The sequence below is a fragment of the Streptomyces mobaraensis NBRC 13819 = DSM 40847 genome (genome assembly GCF_017916255.1).
In the GTDB taxonomy this organism is placed as follows: domain Bacteria; phylum Actinomycetota; class Actinomycetes; order Streptomycetales; family Streptomycetaceae; genus Streptomyces; species Streptomyces mobaraensis.
Genome location: NZ_CP072827.1, coordinates 3,696,357 through 3,713,649 on the forward strand (window position 1 = coordinate 3,696,357; position 17,293 = coordinate 3,713,649).

Consider the following 17,293-nt stretch of genomic DNA (forward strand, 5'->3'; position numbering starts at 1 on the left):
AACACCATGAGCCAGGACGGCGCACAGGGCCGCTACGCGGGACGGGCCGTCGGCGGCGGCCGCTACCAGCTGCGCGACCTGCTCGGCGAGGGCGGCATGGCCTCCGTGCACCTCGCGTACGACTCGGTACTCGACCGCCAGGTCGCCGTCAAGACCCTCCACACGGAACTCGGCCGGGAGTCGTCCTTCCGCGAGCGCTTCCGCCGCGAGGCCCAGGCCGTGGCCAAGCTCACGCACACCAACATCGTCTCCGTCTTCGACACCGGCGAGGACGAGCTGGACGGCTCGACGATGCCGTACATCGTCATGGAGTACATCGAGGGCAAGCCGCTGCGCTCGGTCCTCGACGCGGACGTGGCGCAGTACGGCGCGATGCCGACCGCCAAGGCGCTGAAGATCACGGCCGATGTGCTGGCCGCGCTCGAGGTCAGCCATGAGATGGGCCTGGTCCACCGGGACATCAAGCCCGGCAACGTGATGATGACCAAGCGTGATGTGGTCAAGGTCATGGACTTCGGCATCGCCCGCGCCATGCAGTCGGGGGTCACCTCGATGACGCAGACGGGCATGGTCGTCGGCACCCCGCAGTACCTCTCCCCCGAGCAGGCCCTGGGCCGCGGCGTGGACGCGCGGTCCGACCTGTATTCGGTCGGCATCATGCTCTTCGAGCTGCTGACCGGCCGGCTGCCCTTCGACGCGGACTCGCCGCTGGCCATCGCGTACGCGCACGTCCAGGAGGAGCCGGTCGCGCCCTCCACGATCAACCGCTCGATCCCGCCGGCGGTGGACGCCCTGGTGGCCCGGGCGCTGAAGAAGAACCCGAACGAGCGCTTCCCGAGCGCCGCCGCCATGCGGGACGAGTGCGCGCGGGTGGCGGGGACGGCACGGACGGCCGGCTCGCCGGTGATCTCCGGGGACGCGCCCGCGCCGGGCAGCGGCGCCGGGGTCTCCTCGGCGGTCTTCCCGCCGGTGGACCAGCAGGCGGTGCCCGGCCCGGGCATCCAGTCCGTCCAGACGCCGTACCAGGCGCCGCAGCAGCAGAACCCCTACGGGTCGTACGGATCGGGCTACGCGGCTCAGGGCCCGGGCCCGGCTGCCGCCTCTTCCCCTGCGTATCAGACGCCTCCGCCGTACCAGGGCGCGCACACGCCCCCGCCCGGCGGCCTGCCCGCGTCCTCCGCCCCGGCTTCCGGCGGCGGCAGGGGCAACAAGCCGGTCATCATCGGATCGGCCATCGTCGCCGCGCTGGCGGTCATCGCCGTGATCACCGTCGTCACCCTCAAGAACAACAAGGACGACGACCCGGCCAAGGCGGACGGGCCGGCCGTCCAGGTCACCCGCTCCGCGGCCCCGGTGGGCGGCTCGGCCGGAGGTTCCTCCGGCGGCTCTTCCGGCGGCTCCTCCGGTGGTTATTCCGGTGGCTCCGGCGGCGGGTCCAACGGCTCGACGAGCGGCGGCAACGGGGGTGGCAACGGCGGCGGCACCGGAGGCGGCGGCGTGGGCAGCAAGCACGTCGACGGCGACAAGGCCAAGGTCATCGAGCCCGAGAAGTGCACGCAGGCGCGTCCCAGTTTCCTCGACAAGACGAAGACGAGCATGCCGGACGTCAGCTTCGTCTACATCGACTCGGTGAAGCAGTGCTTCCAGCAAGCCGGCTGGAAGTACCGCGAGGACAAGCAGAACGAGAACGTGTTCGGCAAGGGCACGGTCGTGATGCAGAACCCTCAAAAGAATGATCCGTTCGACCCGAAGACCACCACGATCGTCATCACGGTCTCGACGGGCGACCCGGCTTCCTGACCCCGAACGGCCGGAGGCCGGCCGCCGCTGTACGGCAACCGGCCTCCGTCGTACGCCTCTTGGCCTTGCGGTCCCCCAAGGGCCGAGGATCGCGGGTACGGGTTACAGGCAAGGGGGCAGACACGGGCTTACAGGTACGGGCCCGAGCGCGCTCCGTGCTGGTTCCGGCCGCCGCCTTCGCCCTCGTCGTCGCCGAGGCCCGCCGGGAGGGCGCGGCGCATCTGCTCCAACTGGGCGCGGGCGGCCATCTGCTGGGCGAACAGCGCCGTCTGAATGCCGTGGAAGAGCCCCTCGAGCCAGCCGACGAGCTGGGCCTGGGCGATGCGGAGTTCGGCCTCGGTGGGGATGGTGTCGTCGGTGAACGGGAGCGACAGGCGCTCCAGTTCCTCCACGAGCTCGGGGGCGAGCCCGTCTTCCAGCTCCTTGACGGAGCTGTGGTGGATCTCCTTGAGCCGCACCCGGCTCGCCTCGTCCAGGGGCGCGGCGCGCACTTCCTCCAGCAGTTGCTTGATCATGCTGCCGATGCGCATGACCTTCGCGGGCTGTTCGACCTGCTCCGTCACGGGGACCTCGCGCGACTCGTCGTCACCCGCCCCGCCGCCGGGGCTGGTGCTGCCGAGAGCCATGCCGTCCGGGCCTACGACCAGGATGTGCGGGCTCTCCTGCGACCGTTCGTTCCTCGGCATATCCATGCCGCCATTCTCTCGCACAGATGATTTCCCCCTGGTGATGCCCCCGTACGCGTCTGATCCAACGGGGTGCGCGGTGCGGTTGTGCCCGGTCGTACGGACCGGCGCGCGATCCGGTCAGCGCCGCCGCAGGCGCAGGGCGAGGAACCCCAGGCCCAGGCCGGTGAGGGTCATACCGGTCCCCAGGGGCAGGACCCGCATCACGGGTTCCTCGTCCGCGGCGGCACGGCCGTTCCGTCCGCCGGCGCGGGCGGGCGCGGGCCGTGCCGGGCGTTCCGGGACGATCTGCGCCGGGGTCCAGACGGGTGTCGGCTCGATCCCCGCGTCGGGGGTGGCGGACCCGTCGCCGTAGGGGTCCTTCTCCGCCCCGGAAGGGTTCTCGGGGTTCTCAGGGTCCCCGGGGCCCTCGGGGGCGCGGCCGGGGTGCGGGCGCCCCTCACCCGCGACGGTTCCCGCGAGGCGCCCGGCGTCGGCGGCGGACGGAGAGGGGGGAGGGGCGGGAGGGAGTACGGGAGGGGGCGCGGGCGCGGGCGGCGGCAGCGGGCTGAGGGGCAGGACCGGTCCAGGAGGCGCGAGCGCCGGAAGGGAAGGCACTGGCCCGAGAGGCCCAGGCTGCGCCAGGGGTTCCGCTGGCGTCAGGGGTCCCGCTGGCGTCAGAGGTCCCGCTGGCGTCATGGGTGTCGAAGGCGCCAGTGACACGGACGGTACGGGCGGGCCGCCCTCGGCCCGGGCCGCGTCGGACGGACCCGCGAGGACGGCCGTCAGCGCCCAGCCCGTCAGGAGGGCCAGGCGCCCGGCCCTCCGGGACGTCCGTGCCGGCGGGGCCACCCGCCGCGTCCTGCGTACCCGGGACGTACCCGGCCGGGCGACGGCCACGGAGCGAAGCGTTCCGGCGATCACTGCCATCACCCGTCCACCGTCACACGCCCGCAGGACCCGGGCACGCCGGACGGCCGGACGGGTGACGGCCGGCCGACGCGCGCGCGTCGGCTCACCAGAGCAACCGCCCCCGCACCGGCCCGGGCCCCGCTCCCCTCACCCCGTGGTGAGCAGCACCTTCCCCACGTGGGAGCTGTCCTCGACGACCCGATGCGCCTGGGCCGCGTCCCGGAGTGGCATCGTCCGGTCGACGACAGGACGGACCCGGCCGCCCGAGACGAGGGGCCAGACGTGTTCGCGCACGGCCGCCAGGATGGCCGCCTTCTCGGCGAGCGGACGGGAGCGGAGGGCGGTCGCCATGACGGCGGCCCGCTTCGTCAGCAGCTTGCCGAGGTCGAGTTCGGCCTTCCGCCCGCCCTGCAGGCCGATGATGGCGAGGCGGCCGTTGACGGCCAGGACGTCCACGTTCCGGTTCAGGTACTTGGCGCCCATGATGTCGAGGACGACGTCGGCGCCGGCCCCGCCGGTCACCTTGTGGATCTCCTCGACGAAGTCCTGTTCCCGGTAGTCGACGAGGATGTCGGCGCCGAGCTCGCGGCAGCGCTCCAGCTTCTCCCGGCTTCCGGCGGTGACCGCGACCCGCGCGCCGACCGCCTTGGCGAGCTGCACGGCCATGGTGCCGATGCCGCTGCCGCCGCCGTGCACGAGCAGCGTCTCGCCGGGCCGCAGGTGGGCGAGCATGAACACGTTCGACCAGACGGTCGCGGTGACCTCGGGCAGGGCGGCGGCGGTCACGACGTCCAGGCCGTCGGGCACGGGCAGCAGTTGGCCGGCGGGGACGGCGACCTTCTCCGCGTACCCGCCGCCGGCGAGCAGCGCGCAGACCTCGTCGCCGACGGCCCAGCCGCTGACCCCCGGTCCGAGGACCGCGATCCGGCCGGAGCACTCCAGTCCGGGGTACGGGGAGGCGCCGGGCGGCGGGTCGTAGAACCCCTGCCGCTGCATCAGGTCGGCGCGGTTGACGGCCGTCGCGGCGACCTCGACCAGCACCTCCCCCTCACCGGGCACGGGGTCGGGTACCTCGGACCAGACCAGGGCGTCGGGTCCGCCGGGCTCGGGAATGGTGATCGCATACATGGCGCGAGGCTACTCCCCGCCCGTCGAACCCCCTAGGGACCCGCGGGGGACGGCGCCGACGCGGCCGACCGCGACCCGTAGGGGCCACTGAGGTCCCCCTGAGGCCGCATAAGGAATCATGGACGGGTGCCGAACCCCTCGTCCTCCGCGCCCCGGAACCGGATGACCGGCGGCAACCACGCCCACTCCCCGGAGCCCCCGGCCGTCCCCGACCACCGCAGGGGCGGCGGGCTGCTCCTCAAGTCGCTCTGGCGCCGCACCCGCGCGGAGGCCGAGGACGCGGAGGCGGGCCGGTCCGTCGTCCTGCCCGTCCAGCGGGTGACCGCACCGCTGCAACAGGTGCTGCGGCGCCTGGTGATGGCGCTGCTGGTGCTGGTGGTGACGACGTTCGTGGTGTGGCTGGACAGCGACGGCTACCACGACAACGCGGACGGCCCGGTCGGCTTCGTCGACGCCGCGTACTACGCGACCGTCACCCTCTCGACCACCGGCTACGGCGACATCACGCCGGTGAGCGACGCCGCGCGGCTGACGAACATCTTCGTCGTCACCCCGCTGCGCGTGCTGTTCCTGATCATCCTGGTCGGCACCACGCTGGAAGTGCTGACCGAGCGGACGCGCCACCAGGTCCGCATACACCGTTGGAGGTCCCGGATGCGCGACCACACCGTCGTCATCGGCTACGGCACCAAGGGCCGGCACACCATCGAGACGCTGGTCGGCCAGGGCCGCCCGAAGGACAGGATCGTCGTCGTCGACCCGCAGAAGAAGGCCGTCGACGCCGCCGCCTGCGACGGAATCGTGGGCGTGGTCGGCGACGGCACCCGCTCCGACACCCTCCTGCGCGCCGAACTCCAGAACGCCTCCCACGTGGTGATCACCACGGAACGCGACGACACCGCCGCCCTCGTCACCCTGACGGCACGTCAGCTCAACAAGCGGGCCACGATCGTCGTCGCCGTCCGCGAGGACGAGAACGTGCCGCTGCTACGGCAGAGCGGCGCGAACACCGTGGTGACGAGCTCCAGTTCGGCGGGCCGCATGCTCGGTATGTCGATGGTCAGCCCCTACGTGGGCACCGTGCTGGAGGACCTGCTGACCTACGGCACCGGCCTGGATGTCGTCGAACGCCCGATCACCAAGGCGGAGGCGGGCCGCTCCCCCCGCGACTGCGCCGATCTCGTCGTCGCCGTGGTCCGCGGCCACCGCCTCCTCAACTTCACCGACCCCGAGGCGACCCCCCTTCACCTCACCGACCGCGTCATCACCATCCGGCAGGCGTCGGGGGCGGCCGAGTAGCGCGCCGGGTCAGTCGGCGAAGTCCTTCAACTCCTCGGTCTCCAGGGTGAAGTCCACCGGTTCGGGGAGGCTGACGGGCGCGCCGTACGGCCGGGAGACCGAGCTGAGGTACGTGCCGTCCTGGGGGTCCGAGTACACGGTCACCATGCGGCGCTCACGATCGACGAGGAGGTAGACGGGAATGCCCGCGGACGCGTAGCCGACGGGCTTCTCCATCCGGTCGCGCCGGTTGGTGTCCGCGTCGTCGGAGGTCACCTCGACCACCATGAGCACGCCCTTCGGGTCCGACCAGTCCCCGTGCCCGGCGAAGTGCTTGCGGGGCGCGAGGGCGGCGTCGGCGATGGCACGGCCTTTCCGGTAATTCTCCACCTTCAGACTCGCCTCGGCGTAGAGGCGCATGTCCGGTCGCCGGTCCCGGCAGACGTCCTGCAGCCACATCACGATCTCGCGGTGGTCCCCGTCCGGCACCGGCTTGACCTCGATCCTTCCGTTGATGAACTCCAGGCGCACGGTCTCGGGCGCCGATCGGGCCAGTTCCTCGAACTCCTCGACACCGAGCAGGGGACGTGCGGCGGGGACCGGGGTCATGTGATCGCCTCCTCGCCTCCATGGTGCCCCGGCGAGCGACAGCATGTCGTGTATGGCGGTCATGGCTTGCCCCTTCTTCTGTGCCGACCGTCGCGCGTGCCGCAGGCTACGCATCGGCTACGCAGTGCGGCAAACCCGGCACCGAGCGTCAGGCCCCTGTGGTATGTGCGCCTCCACCAGGTACCCCGACGAACCGGGCTACGCCCCGCCGACGCTCCGCAGCCACGCGTCGAGGGTGATGAAGTCCCCGTCGGTGAGGCCCCTTACGGGATCGACCCGGTGGAGGAGGGCGTCCGCGGGGTGGTGGGCGCGGACCCAGTGGTCGTCGGCGGGGCCGATCTCGTCGTCGACCCAGGCGAACGGGCGTCCGTCCGCCCACTCGACGAGGGCCCGGGTCTTCCAGTGGATGCCGCCCCGCCGCCAGGGCCCGACCGGTGCGTCGGGTTCGTCCGCCGGATCGGGCTCGTCCTCCGGGTCGGGCCAGAACACGACGGGGAGCGGGGGCAGGCCGAGCCAGGGGGAGAGGCAGTCGTTGGCGTCGGACATCCACGTCGTCGCCCACACCAGCCGGCAGGGCAGGGCCGCGAGCCGGGGGCCGAGGGCGGGATCGACCCTGGCGATCAGCGGGTTGCCCCCGGCGTCCGGCGACTCGGAGGGGAGCCAGGGGCTCCGGTACGTCGGGTAGCCGCCCGGGAGTTGCCGGCTCGTCGCGCCGAAGGGGATGAGGGGCCCGTCGACGTCGAGGAAGAGGAGCGGCGGGAGTGCGTCCATCGTGCCTGCCATGTGCGGAACGTACCGGGCGGACGGCCGGGAGCGGCCGTCGCGCCCCGGGCCTCAGCCGACGCCGCCGCCGGTGGCCGTCCACGGCAGGTCGAGCAGGGCCACCCGGCCCCGCGCCGTGCTCCCGCCCGGCGGGATGACCGCGATGGCGTCGGCCGCGGCCAGCCCGCGCAGCATCGCCGGGCCGTGGAAGCGCAACGGGCGCGCCCCGTCGCCGCCGCGCAGGACCACCGGCACCAGGCGGGTGTCGGTCGGGTGGCTCGGGACGGGACCGGAGAGCGCCGCGCGGCGGAGGGACGGCGCGGCGCGCCCGGAGAGGCCGCGCAGCAGGGGCTCGGCGAGGGTGAGCAGGCCCGCGACCGCCGCCAGCGGGTTGCCGGGCAGGCCGACGAGATGCCGCTCGGGGGTGAGGCGGGCGAGCAGCATGGGGTGCCCGGGGCGGACGGCGACGCCGTCGACCAGCAGTTCCGCGTCGAGGCGGCGCAGGGTGGGGTGCACATGGTCACGCGGGCCGGACGCCGTACCGCCGGTGGTGATCACCAGGTCGGCGTCGGTCGCGGCGAGCGCGTCGTGCAGCGCGTCGGCGTCGTCGCCCAGGCGCACAGTGTCGATCGCCTCGGCCCCCAGCGCACGCAGCCAGGGCGCGAGCATCGGCCCGAGCGCGTCCCTGATGCGGCCGTCCTGCGGCAGCCCCTCGTGGACGAGTTCGTCCCCCAGGACGACGATCAGCACGCGCGGCCGGGCGGTCACGGGCAGCTCGTCGTGGCCCGCGGCGGCGGCGAGGCCGAGGACGGCCGGGGTGATCAGGGTGCCCGCGGGCAGCAGTTCGTCGTCGCGGCGACACTCCTGGCCGCGCGGGCGGATGTCCTGGCCCTGGGCGGTGCGGCGGGTCGTGTGCAGTTCGTTCCCGCTGGTCCGGCCGTGTTCGGAGCGCAGTACGGCCGTGGCTCCGGCCGGTATGCGGGCGCCCGTCGCGATCGGTACGGCGTGTCCGTCGCGCAGCGCGTCGTCACCGGCCTGGCCCGCGACGATGCCCTGGTCCGCGTCCTCCGGCAGGCGCCAGGGACCCGGGCCGGCGACCGCCCAGCCGTCCATCGCCGAGGTGTCGAACGACGGCAGGTCCGTCAGCGCGGTGAGCGGCACGGCGAGCGTCCGGCCGACCGCGTCCGCCAGAGGGCTGGTCAGGGCGGGCAGGGGCTCGGCGGCCCCGGCCGCGACGCCACCGGCCATGGCCCAGGGCATGGGACGGCGCGGGGTCGCCGTCGGGGGGCGGCTGTGGTCGGGGTGCCGACGGGGTTCGTGCTCGCTCGCGGCCGTCGTTCCGCGGGCGGCGTCCGCGTCGGCGCCGGGCTTCCCGTCTGCGCCGCCCTTCACGTCTGCGCCGGCGGTCACGTTCGCGCCGGTCTTCGCGTCTGCGCCGGCGGGGCGGTCTCCGGCCGCGTGCTCCTTGCCGCTCGCGGTGTCCGCTCCGTTCCCGTTCCCGTTCTTTTTCCCGTTCCCGTTTCCGTTCCCGTGCCCGGTCGCGCCCGTGCCGTCGGCGGGTGCCGACGACGGCGAAGTCCGCGCCGCCTTGCGGGGCTTGGCGGACTTGCGCGTTCCGCCCCGCCCCTGACGGGGTCCGGTCGGCCCGTCAGGGCCCGGCTCCCCTCCGCCGGCCCCGCTGCCGCCACCGTGAGCGGGCCCGTGTTCCCCGTCGTCCGTGCCGACGGTCACGTCACAGACCGACCGCCAGACATCGGTCAACTCCTCATGGTCGCCGGCCGGCTGCCGCCGTCCGCCGCGCCGCCGGTTCTCGTCGCCGTTCCCGGACCCGGACGCCGTCGCGCCCACCGGGGCCTCCGGGCCGTGTACCGGCGGCGGCCCGTCGCATCCCCCGGCGCGTGGGGAGCCGCCGGAGACGACGGCGTCCCGCACGGACCGCCAGATGTCCGTCAGCCCCTCGCCCGCGTCGGTGTCCGGCTCACCCGCCGCGCCGGAGCCGTTCCGCATCGGCGCGGACACCGACCCGGAGCGTGGACCGTCATCGCCGGTACCGCCGGTCATGTCGCGGATCGACCGCCACACGTCCGTCAGGGCCTCGGCGCCGCGGTGCCCACTGTCGGGCTCCTGGCCGGGCGGGCCGGACGGGGTGCTTCCGGACGGACGCGCCCCCACTCCTACGGCGTCCCGGGCGAGGGACGGCTCGTCGGCGCCGGCCACCTCGCGGATCGACCGCCAGACGTCCGTCAACGCCTCACCGGCTCCCGGCCGTTCCCCAGGGGTCTCGGCGACCCCAGGGGCCCCGGGGAGAGTGCGGGCATCCCGCGCGCCCGGCACGGCCGTTCCCCTGGCACCGGGGGCGACACCGCTCGTACCGCCGTCGAACGCATCCCCGACAGGGGCGCCCGCGCCCGGCTCCTCGAACGGCAGGTACCCGCCCTCCACCGGCGCCACCTGCCCTTCCGCACCATCGTGTGCGCCGGAGGCGTGCGCGTCGGAGAGCAGGGCCAGGGCCTCGTCCGTGGCACGGTCCAGCGCCGCCGCGTCCGCCTCGCGGTCCCGTCCCCTCATGAGGGAGGTCCCGCGGGGGTGCCGGCCGGGGAGCCGTCCTGCTCGGCGGCCCACCGTTCGGCCAGGGCGGCGGCCTCGCGGGCGGCCTGCGCGACCGCTTCGGGGCCGCCGCCGCGCAGGGCGGCCGCGTAGCCGACGAGGAAGGTGGTCAGGGGGGCGGCGGGGCGGGCCACGCCGTGCGCGGCGTCACGGGCCACGTCGAGCAGGAGCGTTCTGTCGACGTCGAGTTCCACGCCGAGTTCGGCCTTGACCGCGGCGATCCATTCATCCAGCACGGCCCCATCGTCCCTGATCCTGGCGCGGGCCGCGCCGATGTCGTCCCAGGTGTCGCAGTCGAACGACGCTTCGGGGCGGGGCAGCCGCCTCAGCTCCAGCCCCTGGGTGAGCAGCCGTACGGGAAGCCCCGTAAGGGTCCCGTGCTCGGCCGCCAGCAGGGCCAGTTCCCGGCGGACCGGTTCCGCGCGGTACGCGGCGACGAGGGGCTGGTCGCGCCCGTCGGCGTCGGTGAGCAGCGCCCCTTCCGCACCGTCCGGCGCGGCCGCCACCAGGGCCCGTACCGTTCCCGCGTCGAGGAAGGGCAGGTCGGCGGAGAGGGCGAGGACGATCTCCGCCGAGGTGTGGCGCAGCCCGGCGGACAGGGCGGCCAGCGGGCCGCCGCCGGGCGGCTGTTCGCGGGTCCAGGTGACCGGCCGGACCGTGGCCCGGCGCGGTCCGACGACCACGGTGGTACGGGCGCCGGCGCACGCCCCGAGCACCCGGTCGAGCAGGGCGCGCCCGCCGACCCGCAGACCGGGTTTGTCCGCCCCGCCCAGCCGCCGGGCGGCCCCTCCGGCGAGTACGACCGCGTCGAAAACCGTGTCCGTCACCCCCGCAGTATGCGCCCGCGCGAGGACGGCCGTGCGCCGGAGGGCGGCCCCCCCGTCCTCAGAGCGAGCGGAGGAGCAGGGCGGGCCGCTCCACGCAGTCGGCGACGTACCGGAGGAACCCGCCGGCCGTACCGCCGTCGCACACCCGGTGGTCGAAGGTGAAGGAGAGCTGGACCACGTGGCGCACGGCCAGTTCGCCCTCGTGCACCCAGGGTTTGGGGACGATCCGGCCGACGCCCAGCATGGCCGCCTCGGGGTGGTTGATGATCGGCGTGGAGCCGTCGACGCCGAAGACCCCGTAGTTGTTGAGGGTGAACGTGCCGCCGGTCAGCTCGGCCGGGCTCAGCCTGCCCTCGCGGGCGGCCTCGGTGAGGCGGGTGATCTCCTCGTGGAGGGAGGCCGTGCCGCGCGTGTGCGCGTCCTTGACGACCGGGACGACCAGGCCGCGTTCGGTCTGGGCGGCGAACCCCAGGTGCACGGCCGGCAGCCGGACGATCTCCCGGGCCTCGGTGTCCACCGTCGCGTTGAGCTCCGGGAACTCGGCGAGCGCGGCCGTGCAGACGCGGGCCAGGAGGGCGAGCAGGGAGATCTTCGTGCGGCCGGGTCCGTCGTTCATGGCCCGGCGGGCGGCGAGCAGTTCGGTGGCGTCGGCGTCCACCCAGCAGGTGGCGTCCGGGATCTCGCGCCGACTGCGGCTCAGCTTGTCGGCGACGGTCCCGCGCAGCCCGCGCAGGGGGACGCGCTCACCGGCAGCGCGCTCGGGCGCCGGAACCGGTACGGGCGCCGGGGCGGTGGCGCGTTCGACGTCCGCGCGCAGGATGAGCCCCTCGGGCCCGGTGCCGCGCAGGCTCGCGAGGTCCACCCCGCGCTCCCGGGCCAGCCGTCGTACGAGCGGCGATATGACGGCCACGGTCGCCGGCGCCTCCGTCGGGGCGGCGCGGCCGTCGAGGACCACGCCGTCCGCTCGCACCCCGTCCCTCGCCCCGTCCGCCGGCTCCGGCGCGCGGCGGCCCGGGGGCCGGATCCGCGCCCGGCGGGCGGCCGGCGCCTGGGTCCCGTATCCGACGAGGACGTTCCCCGACCCCTCGTCACCCTCCTGGCTCCCCTGACCCGTCCCCTGTCCGGCCCCGTCGGTCGGCTCCCCCACCGCCACCGTCAACAAGGCGGCGCCCACGGGCAGTTCCGAACCCTCCTCGCCGAAGCGCGCCGTGACGACACCCCCGTAGGGGCAGGGCACCTCGACCATCGCCTTGGCCGTCTCCACCTCCACGACCGGCTGGTCCACGGCCACGACGTCACCGACGTCCACGAGCCAGCGGACCACCTGCGCCTCGGTGAGCCCCTCGCCGAGGTCGGGCAGCGCGAACTCCTTCACGACGGCCATCAGCGCACACCCCCCTGAGCACCCGACACTCCGCGCGCCCCCTGGGCGCTCCCCTGAGAGACCCCGGAACCGCTCCCCGGGGACGTCCAGTCCGCCTCCCACTGCAACCGCGCGACCGCGTCCAGCACCCGGTCCACACCCGGCAGATGGTGCTTCTCCAGCATCGGCGGCGGGTACGGGATGTCGAATCCGGTCACCCGCAGCACCGGCGCCTCCAGGTGGTGGAAGCAGCGTTCGGTGATCCGCGCGGCCAACTCCCCGCCGGGGCCGCCGAACCCGGTCGCCTCGTGCACCACGACCGCCCGTCCGGTCCGCCGGACGGAGGCGCAGACGGTCTCCTCGTCGAGCGGGACCAGCGAGCGCAGGTCGACGACCTCCAGGTCCCAGCCCTCCGCCGTGGCGGCCTCGGCCGCCTCCAGACAGACGGGCAGGGACGGCCCGTAGGTGATCAGCGTCGCCGAGGTGCCGCGCCGGCGGACGACGGCGGTGCCGATGCCGGGCACCTCCTCGGGCCGGTCCGGCTCCCAGTCGGCCTTCGACCAGTACAGCCGCTTGGGCTCCAGGAAGACGACCGGGTCGTCGGAGGCGATGGCGGCGCGCAGCAGCCCGTAGGCGTCGGCCACGGTGGCGGGGGTGACGACGTGCAGGCCGGGGGTGGCCATGTACAGCGCCTCGGAGGAGTCGCTGTGGTGCTCGACGCCTCCGATGCCGCCCCCGTAGGGGACGCGGACGGTGATCGGCATGGGGAGGGCGCCGCGGGTGCGGTTGCGCATCCGGGAGACGTGGCTGATGAGCTGCTCCAGCGCCGGGTAGGCGAACGCGTCGAACTGCATCTCGACCACCGGGCGCAGCCCGTACATGGCCATGCCGACGGCCGTGCCGAGGATGCCCGCCTCGGCCAGCGGCGTGTCGGTGCAGCGGTCCTCGCCGAACTCCTTCGCCAGCCCGTCGGTGATCCGGAAGACGCCGCCCAGGGTGCCGACGTCCTCGCCGAGGACGTGCACCGCCGGGTCGTCGGCCATGGCGTCGCGCAGGGCCCGGTTGAGGGCCTGGCTCATCGTCGCGGGCTTGCGGCCCGTCGTGGCGACCGCGGTGGTCATCGGTCCGTTCCTTCCCGCTCGCCGCCGTGCGCGGAGCCGTCGGCGGCGGCCGCCGCGAGTTCGGCGCGCAGCAGCTCGGCCTGTTCGCGCAGGCGCGCGGTGCGCCGGGCGTAGACGTGGTCGAAGAGTTCCATCGGATCCAGGGCGGGATCCTCGTTCATGCGTTCGCGCAGGTCGGCGGCCATGCGCTCGGCGGCCTCACGGACGGCGGCGAGGCCGTCGGCGTCCACCAGGTCGCGCCGGACCAGCTCGCGTTCCACCAGCTCGACGGGGTCGTGCGAGCGCCAGGCGGCGACCTCGGCGTCGCTGCGGTACCGGGTGGCGTCGTCGGCGTTGGTGTGGGCGTCGAGGCGGTAGGTGACGGCCTCGACGAGGGTGGGACCGCCGCCCGCGCGGGCCCGCCGGACGGCCTCGGTGAGCACCTCCAGCACGGCCGGCGCGTCGTTGCCGTCGACCAGGCGGCCGGGCATGCCGTAGCCGACGGCCTTGTGGGCGAGCGAGGGGGCGACGGTCTGTTTGGACAGCGGTACGGAGATCGCGAACCCGTTGTTCTGCACCAGGAAGACAACGGGTGCCCGCCACACCGCCGCGAAGTTCAGCGCCTCGTGGAAGTCGCCCTCGCTGGTGCCGCCGTCGCCGACCATGGCGAGGGCCACGACGTCGTCCCCCTTGAGCCGCGCGGCGTGCGCCAGCCCCACGGCGTGCGGGAGTTGGGTGGCCAGCGGGGTGGCCAGCGGGGCGACGCGGTGCTCGTGCGGGTCGTAACCGGTGTGCCAGTCGCCGCGCAGCAGGGTGAGGGCCTGCACGGGGTCGAGGCCGCGGGTGACGGCGGCCAGGGTGTCGCGGTAGCTGGGGAAGAGCCAGTCGCGGTCCTCCAGGGCGAGGGCCGCCGCGATCTCGCACGCCTCCTGGCCCGTGGAGGACGGGTAGACGGCCAGCCGGCCCTGCCGGGTCAGCGCGGTGGCCTGGGTGTTGTAGCGGCGCCCGCGCACCAGGTGGCCGTGGAGCAGCCGGAGCCGCTCGGGGTCGAGCGCGTCCGCGGCGGGGGTGCCCAGCAGCCGGTACGGCTCGTCGTCGGGCAGCAGCGGGGCGGGATCCGTGCGGGGCTGCCAGGCGGGGGGCGGGGTCGGCCGGTAGGCACCGGGCTGCTCCAGGACCGTCATGACGAGCACCTCCTCTGGGGGCGGGCGTGAGGGGCGGGCGTGAGGCAGGCGTGACCGGAAAGCGCCCTGCGCTCTCCCTACCGATTGTTCGGTTGCCGGTGCATTTTGGCTACAGGCGGCCCGGGCCTGTGGACAAACGGTTCTCCACAGCCTGAGATATGAACAGCGCGTCCACTCAGGGGAGGCATGGCGGTATGCCGGACGAACAGATGGCCAAAACGAGCCCCAGAACGCCCGCACGACCGCTCGACGAGATCGACCGCTCGATCCTGCACATGCTCCAGACCGACGGGCGGGCGTCGATACGCTCCGTGGCCGAGCGGGTGCACGTGTCCCGCGCCAACGCCTACGCGCGGATCAACCGCCTGATCGACGACGGGGTGATCCGGGGCTTCGGGGCGCGCATCGACCAGGAGCGGGCCGGGCAGGGGGCGTCCGCGTACATCACGCTGAAGATCGTGCAGAACTCCTGGCGCACCGTGCGCGAGAAGCTCCGGGTGCTGCCGGGGGCCGCGCACATCGCCCTGGTCAGCGGGGACTTCGACGTCCTGCTGCTGGTCCACACCAAGGACAACCGCGCCCTCCGCGAGCTCGTGCTCACCCGGATCCAGGCCATAGAGGAGGTGCTGAGCACCCGCACTCTGCTGGTCTTCGAGGAGCAGGACCTCAAGGAGGGCGTGGACGGATGAGGCGTGCGGGGCAGCCGGGCGCACGGCACCGCGTGCGCCCGCCTCAGTGCGCCCGCAGGCCCGCGAACGCCGTGGTGATCACCGCGTCGGCGACCTCCTCGCTGGTGGCGGCGTTGCCGCGCTGCGGCCGGTACCACTCCACCACGGAGTTGATCATTCCGAAGAGGAGCCGGGTCGCCAGCCGGACGTCCACGTCGGCCCGCAGGTCGCCGTCGGCCGCGGCCTCCTTGAGGAGGGCCGCGACCCGGTGGTCGAACTCGCGCCGGCGCTCCATCGCCCAGCGCTCCGTGTCGGTGTTGCCGCGCACACGCAGCAGCAGCGTCACATAGGGCAGTTCGGCGATCAGCACCTCGACGGTACGGCGGGTGACGTGTTCCAGCCGGTCCACGGCGGGGCCGGTGGTGGCGCCCGGCTCGTCCAGGACGGCGAACAGCCCGTCCAGGGCACGGCTTATGGCCCGCCGCAGCAGCTCCTCCTTGCTCCGGACATGGTGGTAGATCGAGGACTTGGAGATCCCCGCGGCGCGCGACAGGTGCTCCATGGAGGTGCCGTCGTAGCCGCGCTCGTTGAACACCGCGACGGCGACCGCGAGCAGCGAGTCCGGCGTGTAGGTGTCGCGCTTGGGCATGGTCATGATGGAAGCAGGCTCTCCTTGACGGCGGCGGCCGCTCGGCGGCGCAGCGGCTGGGACGGCGCGTAGCGACCGCCCGGGTACTCGTACTCCATGTTCGCCAGGAAGCGGCGGACCCAGGCGGAACCGAGCTCCCGGCCCCACTCGAGCGGCCCGCGCGGGTAGTTGACCCCGAGCCGCATGGCGGTGTCGATGTCCTCCGGGGCGGCGACGTCCCGGCCGGCGGCGTCCTCGGCGAGGTCGACGAGCAGGGCGACGGTCCGCGCGACGATCAGGCCGGGCGCGTCCGCCACGACGCTGACCTTCTTGCCCAGCGCCTGGAACAGGCCCACGGCGGCCCGCAGATCGTCCGCGGCGGCGCCGGCGGAGGCCGCGAGGGCCACGCGGGAGCAGGAGCGGTAGTCCAGGGCCAGGTCGAAGCGGACGGCCGGCTCCCCGGCGTCGCCCGTGGCGGAGCGGCCGTCGGTGAGGGCCAGCCGGGCGCCGCCGGGCAGCGCGAAGTACCCGTCGCCGTCGGCTTCCGCCCGCGTCAGGGCTATGCCCGCGGCTTCGACCAGCTCCGGCAGGACGTCGGCGGCGGGCGGCAGGGCGCCGTGCAGGACGAGCGCCCCGGGCGCCTTCTCGGGGGCCGCGGTGTGCGGTTCCGGCCGTGCGGCGCCCTCGGCGTGGTCGTACCAGCCCCGCCCGCTCTTCCGGCCCAGCAGCCCCGCCTCCACCAGGCGCCGCTGGGCGAGGGAGGGGGTGAACTTCGGGTGGTGGAAGAAGGCTTCGTACACCGAACGGGTGACCGCCTCGTTCACGTCCTGCCCGATGAGGTCGGTCAGTTCGAACGGGCCCATGGCGAAGCCGCCGCTCTCGCGCAGCACCGCGTCGATGGTCGCGGGGTCCGCGGCCCACTCCTCCAGGAGCCGGAACGCCTCGGCGTAGAACGGCCGGGCGAGCCGGTTGACGATGAAGCCGGGGGTGTCGGCGCAGCGTACGGGCGTCTTGCCCCAGGCCGCGGCGGTGGCGTACGCGCGGTCGGCGGCGGCGGTGTCGGTGGCGTGCCCCCGGACGACCTCGACCAGCGGCAGCAGCGGCGCCGGGTTGAAGAAGTGCAGGCCCACCAGGCGTCCGGGGCGGCGGAGCGGCCCGGCGACGGCCGTCACGGGCAGGGAGGAGGTGTTGGTGGCGAGCAGGCAGTCGTCGTCGACGACCTCCTCCAGCTCGCCGAACAGCCGCTGTTTGACGTCCAGCCGCTCGACGACGGCCTCGACGACGAGCGCGGAGCCCGCGAGCCCGGCGGGCTCGGCGACGGGGCGCAGGCGGGCGACGGCCGCGTCCCGGGCGTCCGCCGGCATCCGGCCCTTGGCCACGAGGCGGTCCAGCCGGGCGGCGACGGCCCGCGCGGCCTCCTCCGCGCGGCCCGGGAGGGCGTCGTACAGCCGCACGGGATGGCCCGCGACCAGGGCGACCTGGGCGATGCCCTGGCCCATGGTGCCCGCGCCCACGACGGACACGGTCTGCTCCGGCTCGATTGCGGTCATGGCAGTGATCCTCCCCGATGAGGTGGTCCCGGATTCGCCGGGCCCCCTTGTCCCGACCGATCGTTCGGTTAATGTATCTGGCGGGTACGACAACGGCACCCGGCCGTACGGATCCGGCACCACCGCTTCACCTGGCTCCACTGCTTTCCCAGCTTTCACGGCTTTCACCGCGTTTTTCACCAGCACTGTTCCCAGGTCCACCGCCACCGCAT

At 74.2% G+C, this 17,293-nt stretch carries 15 protein-coding genes; 3 read left to right on the top strand and 12 right to left on the bottom strand.

What is annotated here, in order from left to right; translation table 11 throughout:
• Positions 1 to 6 precede the first annotated feature (6 nt).
• Positions 7 to 1,800, top strand: a complete 1,794-nt coding sequence (locus tag J7W19_RS15695; protein WP_004939990.1) for a protein kinase domain-containing protein — start codon at positions 7 to 9, stop codon at positions 1,798 to 1,800.
• 128 nt (positions 1,801 to 1,928) lie between these two features.
• Here the strand turns inward: J7W19_RS15695 and J7W19_RS15700 are convergent, their stop codons facing one another.
• From J7W19_RS15700 to J7W19_RS15710, 3 genes are all read right to left on the bottom strand, one after another.
• Positions 1,929 to 2,492, bottom strand: coding sequence for a bacterial proteasome activator family protein (locus J7W19_RS15700; protein WP_004939989.1), 564 nt, complete (start codon positions 2,490 to 2,492; stop codon positions 1,929 to 1,931).
• Between the two features lie 114 nt (positions 2,493 to 2,606).
• Positions 2,607 to 3,083: a hypothetical protein gene (locus tag J7W19_RS15705; protein ID WP_004939986.1), complete on the bottom strand. Its 477-nt coding sequence runs from the start codon at positions 3,081 to 3,083 to the stop codon at positions 2,607 to 2,609.
• Between the two features lie 441 nt (positions 3,084 to 3,524).
• Positions 3,525 to 4,505, bottom strand: coding sequence for an NAD(P)H-quinone oxidoreductase (locus J7W19_RS15710; protein ID WP_004939984.1), 981 nt, complete (start codon positions 4,503 to 4,505; stop codon positions 3,525 to 3,527).
• Positions 4,506 to 4,631: 126 nt separating this feature from the next.
• Between J7W19_RS15710 and J7W19_RS15715 the strand changes: the two genes are divergently transcribed.
• The gene (locus tag J7W19_RS15715; RefSeq protein ID WP_004939981.1) at positions 4,632 to 5,804 is read left to right on the top strand and encodes a potassium channel family protein; all 1,173 of its coding nucleotides are present in this window, start codon (positions 4,632 to 4,634) and stop codon (positions 5,802 to 5,804) included.
• Between the two features lie 9 nt (positions 5,805 to 5,813).
• Here the strand turns inward: J7W19_RS15715 and J7W19_RS15720 are convergent, their stop codons facing one another.
• The 7 genes from J7W19_RS15720 to J7W19_RS15750 all read right to left on the bottom strand — a co-directional run bounded on the left by J7W19_RS15720 (position 5,814) and on the right by J7W19_RS15750 (position 14,235).
• Positions 5,814 to 6,392: a Uma2 family endonuclease gene (locus tag J7W19_RS15720; RefSeq protein ID WP_004939980.1), complete on the bottom strand. Its 579-nt coding sequence runs from the start codon at positions 6,390 to 6,392 to the stop codon at positions 5,814 to 5,816.
• Positions 6,393 to 6,590: 198 nt separating this feature from the next.
• Positions 6,591 to 7,163, bottom strand: coding sequence for an HAD domain-containing protein (locus tag J7W19_RS15725; protein ID WP_004939978.1), 573 nt, complete (start codon positions 7,161 to 7,163; stop codon positions 6,591 to 6,593).
• A 63-nt stretch (positions 7,164 to 7,226) separates the two neighbouring features.
• Positions 7,227 to 8,564, bottom strand: a complete 1,338-nt coding sequence (locus tag J7W19_RS33830) for a molybdopterin molybdotransferase MoeA (RefSeq protein ID WP_411848859.1) — start codon at positions 8,562 to 8,564, stop codon at positions 7,227 to 7,229.
• Between the two features lie 1,154 nt (positions 8,565 to 9,718).
• Entirely contained in the window at positions 9,719 to 10,588 is an 870-nt protein-coding gene (locus J7W19_RS15735; protein WP_004939974.1) for an NTP transferase domain-containing protein, read from the bottom strand.
• Between the two features lie 58 nt (positions 10,589 to 10,646).
• Positions 10,647 to 11,972: a dihydrolipoamide acetyltransferase family protein gene (locus J7W19_RS15740; RefSeq protein ID WP_004939972.1), complete on the bottom strand. Its 1,326-nt coding sequence runs from the start codon at positions 11,970 to 11,972 to the stop codon at positions 10,647 to 10,649.
• Positions 11,972 to 13,072: an alpha-ketoacid dehydrogenase subunit beta gene (locus J7W19_RS15745; RefSeq protein ID WP_004939971.1), complete on the bottom strand. Its 1,101-nt coding sequence runs from the start codon at positions 13,070 to 13,072 to the stop codon at positions 11,972 to 11,974. Before J7W19_RS15745 ends, J7W19_RS15740 begins: the two co-directional genes overlap by 1 nt.
• A complete protein-coding gene (locus J7W19_RS15750; RefSeq protein WP_004939968.1) occupies positions 13,069 to 14,235 on the bottom strand; it encodes a thiamine pyrophosphate-dependent dehydrogenase E1 component subunit alpha in 1,167 nt (388 codons plus the stop codon). The genes J7W19_RS15745 and J7W19_RS15750 overlap by 4 nt, the downstream gene beginning before the upstream one ends.
• 194 nt (positions 14,236 to 14,429) lie before the next feature.
• On the opposite strand from J7W19_RS15750, the gene J7W19_RS15755 reads away from it, so the two are divergent.
• Positions 14,430 to 14,924 (top strand): Lrp/AsnC family transcriptional regulator, encoded by a 495-nt coding sequence (locus J7W19_RS15755; protein ID WP_004939966.1) that lies wholly within the window; start codon positions 14,430 to 14,432, stop codon positions 14,922 to 14,924.
• A 43-nt stretch (positions 14,925 to 14,967) separates the two neighbouring features.
• Here J7W19_RS15755 and J7W19_RS15760 read toward each other — a convergent pair whose 3' ends face one another.
• Together J7W19_RS15760 and J7W19_RS15765 are read right to left on the bottom strand one after the other, a co-directional pair.
• A complete protein-coding gene (locus tag J7W19_RS15760) occupies positions 14,968 to 15,558 on the bottom strand; it encodes a TetR/AcrR family transcriptional regulator (protein ID WP_004939965.1) in 591 nt (196 codons plus the stop codon).
• A complete protein-coding gene (locus tag J7W19_RS15765; RefSeq protein WP_004939962.1) occupies positions 15,555 to 17,081 on the bottom strand; it encodes a 3-hydroxyacyl-CoA dehydrogenase in 1,527 nt (508 codons plus the stop codon). The genes J7W19_RS15760 and J7W19_RS15765 overlap by 4 nt, the downstream gene beginning before the upstream one ends.
• Between the last annotated feature and the right edge of the window lie 212 nt (positions 17,082 to 17,293).